We start from the raw sequence: 9,463 nt of genomic DNA, 5'->3' as shown, positions 1-9,463 counted from the left end.
CAGAACCCTCTGATAGCACCACTATCATCAGAACCTGTTTCCTTGTATAATTCAAAATATACGTCGCATCTTTGACTTATTATTTATTTTCACATGCCTTATGTTTTAAAATTTTAGTTATTTCTATCTTCAATAACTATTTTGCGTAAAGTTTTATATTTTATACTTTAAGTTGATAAAATCTATTAAGTCATATGAAAATAAATAGCAAGTCAAATAGCCTAGTATACTGACTAATTATTTATTTACTTACAATGTCTAAGTAAAAGCAATGGAAAAATTAATAATGTAAAATATTTGTTAAACTGATTGTTTTTGTAATGAATTGATTATATAATATAGTTATTAAATATAACAGTGTTAGAATTTATTGCTATGATATCACTTCAAAACAAAAGGCGGTTTAAAATTGGGAATAAAAGAACGACGTGAAAAAGAAAAAATAGAATTAAGAAATAAAATAATTAGTGCAGCCGAAGAGTTATTTGCAGAAGCAGGATATCAGAATATATCCATGAGAAAAATTGCAAATAAAATTGAATATTCTCTGCCAACTATATATCAATTTTTTAAAAATAAAGGAGATATATTATTTTATATTTATAATAAAAATAATGGAAAGCTTCTTTATATATTTCAGGAAATTAGTAATAAAGAATGTAATGCTGTAGAAAAACTAAAAAATATGAGCCATGCTTATGTAGATTTTGCTCTTAAAAACCCAAATTATTATGAACTAGCTTATATGAGTAATGCACTAAGATATGAAGAAAATTTAGTATATAACGATAAGGGATCCTCAGGTTTTAGAGCTTATGACATGCTTTTGAATACAGTAAAGGACTGTAAAGAACAAGGATATTTCAAGGAAAAGGATTTTGAAGTAATAACTCAATGTCTATGGGCGGGGATACATGGTTTAACCTCCTTATTTATAGCCCATAATGAATTTCCTTGGAAAGATAAAGAACTGCTTATTGAAAATATGATAGATTCTCTGATAAAGAGTTAATCTTAAACTATTTAGGGATTATCTATTTTTACTACGACACAGGTTAAGGTAATGACTCTTTTTAACAGGAAAATAATATTATAATACTATTCCATAATTTTTGTTGAAGAAAATTTGTTGTCTAATGTATTATGCTAAATAATAATGTAAAATTTAGGGGGGCAATTATGATTAATGCTAAAAGTATTATTATTACCGTGGTTAGCTTAGGAATAGTTATAGGAATGTTCTTTGGAGTAAGGTACTTTATCTATTTACAGAATTATAAAAATATAATAAAGAATATAAACATAAAAAAGATTGATTTGTCTAAGGTATCAAACGGAACTTATCTCGGTTCTTTTGATGCGTTAGAAGTTGGGGCTGATGTAAAAGTTACAGTTAACAATCATAAAATTACAGACATAAAAATAATTCATCACAAAAATGTAAGAGGTAAAAAAGCAGAGGTAATTCCTGAAAGAGTAATAGAAGCCCAATCTTTACAGGTAGATACAGTTTCTGGAGCAACAAATAGCAGCAAAGTTATTTTAAAAGCTATTGACAGAGCTTTGGAAAATTAATGGGATAGTATAAACTTAGGCACATTCAAATAAATAACTAGTCAGTATACTAGTCTATTATGAATTATACTACGTCAACAGAACCTTCTGATAGCACCACTATCATCAGAACCTGTTTCCTTGTATAATTCAAAATATACGTCGCATCTTTGACTTGTTATTTATTTTCACATGCCTTAGTAGAAGTAACAAACTTCCACTAAGTTTAAATAAATTTATAATGAAGGTGAAAATTTATGGGAATGCAAACGGATAAATTAGGATGGATTGCAGCGATACTGTTTTTGATTTGCTGTTGTTATTTTATATTAAAAAGAGTTTTAATACGTCATTCACAATTTAAAATTAATTTAAGACAAGCTCTAAATTTACATTGCTATATAGGTCTTATTGGAACTGTAATAGCAATTCTTCATGTGGGAAAAAACATATCTTTTCTAGGATTATCTGCTGGTTTTATATGTTTATTTTCAATGATATTACTAAGTATATCAGGCATAGTTATGAAATATATAAAAGGTATTCCACAAGTTATAAGAAAGGCATTTAAATGTGCACATATAATATTAACTATAATTTTTGTAGTTAGTTTATTGTACCATATATATCTTTATCATTTTTACATGTCATAGTTATAGAGGTGCCAAATGCAGTAGGCACATTCAAATAAATAACTAGTCAGTATGCTAGTCTATTTTGAATAATACTACGTTAACAGAACCCTCTGATAGCACCACTATCATCAGAAACTGTTCCTTGTATAATTCAAAATATACGTCGCATCTTTGACTTATTATTTATTTTCACATGCTTTAGGCATATTCAAATAAATAACTAGTCAGTATGCTAGTCTATTTTGAATCATACTACGTCAACAGAACCCTCTGATAGCACCACTATCATCAGAACCTGTTTCCTTGTATAATTCAAAATATACGTCGCATCTTTGACTTAATATTTATTTTCATATGCCTAATTAAAAATAAAGGGAGAAATTTATGAGTGAATTTTACGAAATGGAAAGCTTTTGTATGGGTACAATAATAAGCCAAAGAGTTTGTGGGAAAAATGCAGAAATAGCAGCAGAAAAAGTTGAAGAGGAAATGAAACGACTAGAATCACTTATGAGTTTTTTTCTTGAATCCAGTGAAATAACTAGGCTTAATAAAGCAGCTGGTAAGCATGAAGTAGAACTTGGCTGTGAAGTTCTCTATGTTTTAAATAGAGCTAAATATTATTCTGAACTTTGTGGTGGCACTTTTGATATTACTATAGGGCCAGTGGCAAAATTATGGGGTATATTTACAGATCATGCAAAGGTTCCGTCAAAGGAGGAAATCCATGAGGCGTTGAGTTCTACTGGATATAAGGATATTAGCATTAATAATGGTCTTGGAACAGCAAAGCTTAAGAAGGCTTCTGAAAGTGTGGATTTAGGAGCAATAGCAAAGGGATATGCAGCGGATAGAGCTATAGAAATATATAAGCAGCAGGGAATAGAATCTGCTTTTATTAACCTTGGTGGAAATGTAATGGTTCTAGGAAATAAACCGGATGGTTCTCCATGGAAGATAGGTATACAAAACCCCGTTCTTCAAAGAGGGCAGTGTTTAGGCGTTATACAAGCTGTGGATAAAACAATAGTAACCTCAGGAGACTATGTAAGATATTTTGAAAAGGACAATGTAAAATATCATCATATTTTAGATCCAAGGACAGGTTATCCTGCAAATTCAGGACTAATAAGTACTACCATTGTATCAGAAAAATCTATTGGTGCAGATGCATTGTCCACTGCTATTTTTATTTTAGGACTTGAGGAGGGAATGAAATTAATTAATAGCATTAAGGATATGGAAGCTATATTTATTACAAAAGATAAAGAAATCTATGTTACAGAAGGCTTAAAGGAAGATTTAATTTTGTTTGAAGGAAATGAAGGATTTACTTATATGAAATTAAAATAATTTTTGTAAAGAAATAGATAAGATAATAGATGAGATAATTCATCTAAATTTAGTAATAGTATAAATCAATTGAATAAGATTCAGTTATAATATTGTAACAAAGGCTAGATATTAACGGGTATCTAGTTTTTTTTATATTTAAAATAATTCACAAAATTATATAAAAGTTAGAATAAAGATATGTTAGTATTAAAAAACATGTCTAAATTAAATATTTTTTTTAACAAATACATTGACATATTAACGAATTTGAAATATTATCTATAATTAGTGAGAATGATATTCGTTATCAAATAATGAAGCTTAGGAGGTTTATATTTTGAATAAAAAACTATCTACTTTAAAGAAAAAGTTATCTATACTAAAAATATCTAGATTTATAGTTCAGCTTATATTCTTGTACTTCTTTTCAGGATTATTTACTTTAGCTTTTACTGGTTTCAGGAGTATATATTTAGGACTAGCTAGAGAAAATTTTAGTATTGCTAATTCTTTCACTTTCTTAGCAGCTTTTGCAGCTGTAGTAGTCTTATCTCTTTTAATAGGCCGGTTCTTCTGCGGTTGGTTATGTGCTTTTGGAACTTTTAATGATCTTGTATATTTAGTTTCAAGAAAAATATTTAAGAAAAAATTAAAGATACCACCAGCAGTAGATGAAAAATTAAAATATATCAAATACATAGGTTTATTAGGCATTATAATTTTTATGTGGTCAATGAGTTTATCACCAGAAAGCAGTATAAATCCCTGGGATGCCTTTGCCCAATTACCTCAACTTAAAACTATGGCTCCACAAATACCAATAGCATTCATATTTTTAGCACTAATAACTGTAGGTGCAATGTTTATAGAAAGATTCTTTTGCAGATACTTGTGTCCTCTAGGAGCTATACAAGCCATAATTTCAAAATTTAAGATTATCAATATAAGCAAGCCAAGCGAAAAATGTGGCAAATGTCAATTGTGTACGTCAAATTGCCCTATGGGAATAAACTTATCACAGGTTGAAGCTGTAGAGAGTAGCGAATGTATATCATGCTTCAAATGCGTAGATACATGTCATAGAGGTAATCCTAAAGTAGTTATATTAAAAAAGTTGAATTTACGATGGTATTCTTCTACAGCAGCAGCGATTTTAGTATTCGGCTTTATCTTTTGGGGAAGTAAATTTGTAAAACCAGAAGCAAAAATAGGTTCTAAAGTTAGTGCAGCTCAGATGTCAAAAGTGGATGAAACTATTTTTAGTGATGGTGTATACACTGGAGTTGGTACTGGTTTCAGACCTAACTTAAAGGTTCAGGTTAAAATAACTAAAGGAAGAATTGCAGATATAAAGATAGTTTCTCATGAAGAAACTAAAGGATACTATGAACAAGCTTTTGATGTAGTACCAAAGGAAATATTAGCAGCACAATCTCCAGATGTAGATACAGTATCAGGAGCAACTAAATCCAGTAATGGAATAAAAGCCGCAGTTAAAGATGCTCTTAATAAAGCAAGAAAAGATAAGAGTAAAAATCAAATCGTAGATAATAGTCAAAATCCAGAGAACAGTGGGGCAGTCCAGGCAGAAAGTACAAGCGCTGATGTTTCAATGGATAAGAATGCAAAATTCAAAGATGGTACTTATACTGGAGTTGCAACTGGATATCAACCTGGTCTTACAGTATCTGTTACTATAAAAGATGGTAAGATTTCTGATATACAAATACTATCTAACAATGAAACACCAGGTTTCCGTGAAAAAGCATTTTCTACAGTGCCAAAGGAAATAATATCAGCACAGTCCACTGACGTTGATGTAGTATCAGGAGCAACTTTCTCCAGCAGAGGAATAATGGCAGCAGTTAAAAATGCGCTTCAAAAGGCATTAATTAGCGGTGAGTTACCAGCAGATAGTACTGCTACAACAGCAAGTACAGCGGCTAATAACAGTTCAGTTAATGTTTCAAATGTAGTTGCAAGTTTACCTGTATACATGGGTAAAGGACTATATAAAGATGGAGTTTACACAGGAACTGGTAAGGGATTCCAGCCAAATCTTAAAGTTTCTGTTACAGTAAAAGACGGAAAAATAACAGAAATAAAGATAATATCACATAATGAAACACCAGGATTTTATGAAAAACCTTTTGCTATAGTGCCAAAGGAAATAATAAGTAAACAAGCTACTAATGTAGATACTGTATCAGGAGCTACAAGATCCAGTGATGGAATAATAGCAGCTGTTAATGATGCATTGAAAAATGCAAGATTAGATGGCACCACACCTGCTGCGAATAATACAGGTAATACTAATAGCAATTCAAATAATAATACAAGCAATAATTCTAATAATGGAAATGGTAGCAGCACACCTGCGAACTCCAGTAAGGGTTTATACAAAAATGGGGTTTACACAGGAATCGGAACAGGATTCCAGTCTGGACTTACAGTATCCGTAACAGTTACTAATAATAAAATTTCTGAAATAAAAATAGTATCCCATAATGAAACAGCAGGATTCTATGAAGAGCCATTTGATAAAGTACCAAAGGAAATAATAGCTGTACAATCTACAAGCGTAGATACAGTATCAGGTGCAACAAGATCCAGTGAAGGAATAATAGCTGCTGTTAATAATGCATTAAAGGATGCAAAACTTGATAGTACAGGTGGAAATACTAATCCTACAAACCCTGGAGATGAGAAGCCAGTTACTACAGCGGCTCATCTATACAAAGATGGAAGATATACAGGAATAGGAACAGGACTTAAAGAAAATCTTACTGTAGATGTAACAGTAAAAGATAATAAAATTACAGATATAAATCTTATAACCTATAAAGAGGGCATAGAGTACATGAAAAAAGCCATGACTCCAATGAGTGATAAAATAATAGCAGCTCAATCTACTGATGTAGATGTGGTGTCAGGTGCAACTGAAACAAGTAATGGAATTAAAGATGCAGTAAATAAAGCTCTTGCAAATGCAGTTTATAAGGATGGTACTTTCACTGGAATTGGAAGAGGATATAATAAAACAGATCGTATTAATCTGAAGGTTACAGTTAAAGATGGTAAAATGAGCAATATTGATATAATATCTCAAGTCGAAACACCAGGATATTTTGAAAAAGCATGGCCAGTAGTACCAGAGGCAATAATTAAAGCACAGTCAACTACCGTTGATACAGTATCAGGAGCAACAAAATCCAGTAACGGTGTGATCAATGCTGTAAAAGCAGCTCTTGCAACGGATACGTCTGTAGGGGAAACTAGTACTTATCCAAGTAAAGAGGATGTAGTAGCACCATTCAGAGATGGAGTTTATACAGGAACAGGAAAAGGGCACAGACAGTTATCTGTTAAGGTTACAATAAAGAATAACAAAATTCTTAAAATAGAAATGGTAGAGCCACACGAAGAAACACCTGAATACTTCCAAAATGTATGGCCGCTTATACCAAATCAAATGATAGAGAAACAATCAGCTGATGTAGATGCAGTATCAGGAGCAACAAGATCAACTAATGGATTGATAGTAGCAGTTAAGGATGCACTAAGGAACTCAAAACTTGCTCTTTCAGCTCCAGCAGAAGCACCATATAAAGATGGAAGCTATGAAGGAGAAGCAAACGGCTTAAGAGGACCTGTTAAAGTAAATGTTACAGTAAAGGATAATAAAATATTAAAAGTGGACATGATTTCAAATGTTGACGATAAAGATTGGTTTGATAAGGCATGGTCAACTATACCAGAAAAGATTGTTGAAACAAACAATGCCAATGTGGATGTAGTATCAGGAGCTACTTATTCAAGTAAGGGAATAATCGGAGCGGTGAATGATGCTCTTAGAAAATCACATGATTTAACTTTGAATTTAGATGGAGTAGATAATAACAAGCCAGTTACTACAGCAGCTCATCTATACAAAGATGGAAGATATACAGGAATAGGAACAGGGTATAAAAATAATCTTACTGTAGATGTAACAGTAAAAGATAATAAAATTACAGATATAAATCTTATAACCTATAAAGAGGGCATAGAGTACATGAAAAAAGCTATGACTCCAATGAGTGATAAAATAATAGCAGCTCAATCTACGGATGTAGATGTGGTGTCAGGTGCAACTGAAACAAGTAATGGAATTAAAGATGCAGTAAATAAAGCTCTTGGAAATGCAGTTTATAAGGATGGTACTTTCACTGGAATTGGAAGAGGATATAATAAAACAGATCGTATTAATCTGAAGGTTACAGTTAAAGATGGCAAAATGAGCAATATTGATATAATATCTCAATCAGAAACACCATCTTATTTTGAAAAAGCATGGCCAGTAGTACCAGAGGCAATAATTAAAGCACAGTCAACTACCGTTGATACAGTATCAGGAGCAACAAAATCCAGTAACGGTGTAATCAATGCTGTAAAAGCAGCTCTTGCAACGGATGCATCTGTTGGAGAAACTAGTACTTATCCAAGTAAAGAGGATGTAGTAGCACCATTTAGAGATGGAGTGTACACTGGTAAAGCAGATGGCTATAAAGAAAATCTTAATGTAAAAGTAATAATAAAAAACAATAAGATAATAAAAATTGACTTAGGGGATAATAACGAAACACCAAGATTTGTTAATAAGGTATGGCCTCTTATACCAGATCAAATGATTGCAAAGCAATCTGCAGATGTGGATGCAGTATCGGGAGCAACAAGATCAACTAATGGAATAATGAATGCAGTTAAGGATGCACTAAGAAACTCAAAACTTGCTCTTTCAGCTCCAGCAGAAGCACCATACAAAGATGGAAGCTATGAAGGAGAAGCAAACGGCTTAAGAGGACCTGTTAAAGTAAATGTTACAGTGAAGGATAATAAAATATTAAAAGTGGCCATGATTTCAAATATTGATGATAAAGATTGGTTTGATAAGGCATGGCCAACTATACCTGAAAAGATTGTTGAAACAAACAATGCCAATGTGGATGTAGTATCAGGAGCTACTTATTCAAGTAAAGGAATAATTGGAGCGGTGAATGATGCTCTTAGAAAATCACACGATTCAACTTTAAACTTAGGTGACACTACATCAAATATTAGTGAAGCTTCAAAGGATAATACAACTGCTAGTAATAATTCAAATAATAGTACAGCTGATAATAATGCTGGTAACAATACTTCAAGCAATAGCAGTAATGGAACCAATAGTTCAACTAATAACAGTAATCAAAGTAGTAATAATAGTACCGCCAATAGTGCAAATCAAACTGGAAGTGGGAGTACAAGTAGTGATAATTCCGCAAGTACGGGAACGGCTTCAGGAAGTAATAGTACAAGCACAGAGAATACTAAAACTAAACCAGTTGATAACACTAGTAGTGGAAATACCACAGCTACTGATAGCAATAGTGGAACATCACAAAATAGTAATTCAACAACTAACTCTAGTGAAGTAAAATATAAAGATGGAGTTTATACGGGTACAGGGGATGGTTTTGAGCCAAATCTTAAGCTTTCTGTTACCGTAAAAGATGGAAAGATTACTGATATAAAGACAATATCTAATAATGAAACAGAAAGTTTCTATAATAATGCATTTAACACAGTGTCGAAAGAGATAATAAGTAAGCAATCTACAGAAGTAGATTCAGTTTCAGGAGCAACCTTCTCAAGTAAAGGAATAATGGCAGCGGTTAAGGATGCATTAAAGAATGCAAAGGCTTAGAATTTGATTTTGATTATGTATTAGAATGATGGATATTAGATAAATTATACAAGGATGTTAGTATGCTGTTGTATAAATAATGATAAAAAGGCACTATCAAGTTTATTGAATTTCAATAAATGTTGATAGTGCCTTTTTAATAGAATTTGTATATTTAATTTTATTAACTTAATTAAATATAACTTATTGAAATACATACCAAATACAGAAAAAG

The 9,463-nt window shown here is 31.7% G+C and carries 5 protein-coding genes; all 5 read left to right on the top strand.

Translation table 11 applies throughout. The features are described 5' to 3' along the window. The first annotated feature begins 409 nt into the window (after window positions 1–409). The 5 genes from RH99_RS02395 to RH99_RS18195 all read left to right on the top strand — a co-directional run bounded on the left by RH99_RS02395 (window position 410) and on the right by RH99_RS18195 (window position 9,249). A complete protein-coding gene (locus RH99_RS02395; protein WP_010233600.1) occupies window positions 410–1,012 on the top strand; it encodes a TetR/AcrR family transcriptional regulator in 603 nt (200 codons plus the stop codon). Window positions 1,013–1,179: 167 nt separating this feature from the next. Next, complete coding sequence (locus tag RH99_RS02390) at window positions 1,180–1,575, top strand: FMN-binding protein (RefSeq protein ID WP_010233599.1); 396 nt, start codon at window positions 1,180–1,182, stop codon at window positions 1,573–1,575. Between the two features lie 236 nt (window positions 1,576–1,811). Further along, window positions 1,812–2,207, top strand: coding sequence for a DUF4405 domain-containing protein (locus RH99_RS02385; protein ID WP_010233598.1), 396 nt, complete (start codon window positions 1,812–1,814; stop codon window positions 2,205–2,207). A 366-nt stretch (window positions 2,208–2,573) separates the two neighbouring features. After that, a complete protein-coding gene (locus RH99_RS02380; RefSeq protein WP_010233597.1) occupies window positions 2,574–3,542 on the top strand; it encodes an FAD:protein FMN transferase in 969 nt (322 codons plus the stop codon). Between the two features lie 319 nt (window positions 3,543–3,861). Further along, window positions 3,862–9,249 carry an FMN-binding protein gene (locus RH99_RS18195; protein WP_010233596.1) on the top strand — a complete coding sequence of 1,796 codons (5,388 nt, stop codon included), beginning with the start codon at window positions 3,862–3,864 and terminating at the stop codon, window positions 9,247–9,249. The last annotated feature ends 214 nt before the right edge of the window (window positions 9,250–9,463 follow it).

The organism is Clostridium arbusti SL206 (genome assembly GCF_000246895.1).
Taxonomy (GTDB): Bacteria; Bacillota; Clostridia; order Clostridiales; family Clostridiaceae; genus Clostridium_I; species Clostridium_I arbusti.
This window is presented reverse-complemented; position numbering and strand designations above follow the sequence as displayed.

Coding starts and splice junctions, on each gene's coding strand:
- RH99_RS02385 (WP_010233598.1), top strand. CDS start 1,812: ATGGGAATGCAAACGGATAAATTAGGATGGATTGCAGCGATACTGTTT.
- RH99_RS02380 (WP_010233597.1), top strand. CDS start 2,574: ATGAGTGAATTTTACGAAATGGAAAGCTTTTGTATGGGTACAATAATA.
- RH99_RS02390 (WP_010233599.1), top strand. CDS start 1,180: ATGATTAATGCTAAAAGTATTATTATTACCGTGGTTAGCTTAGGAATA.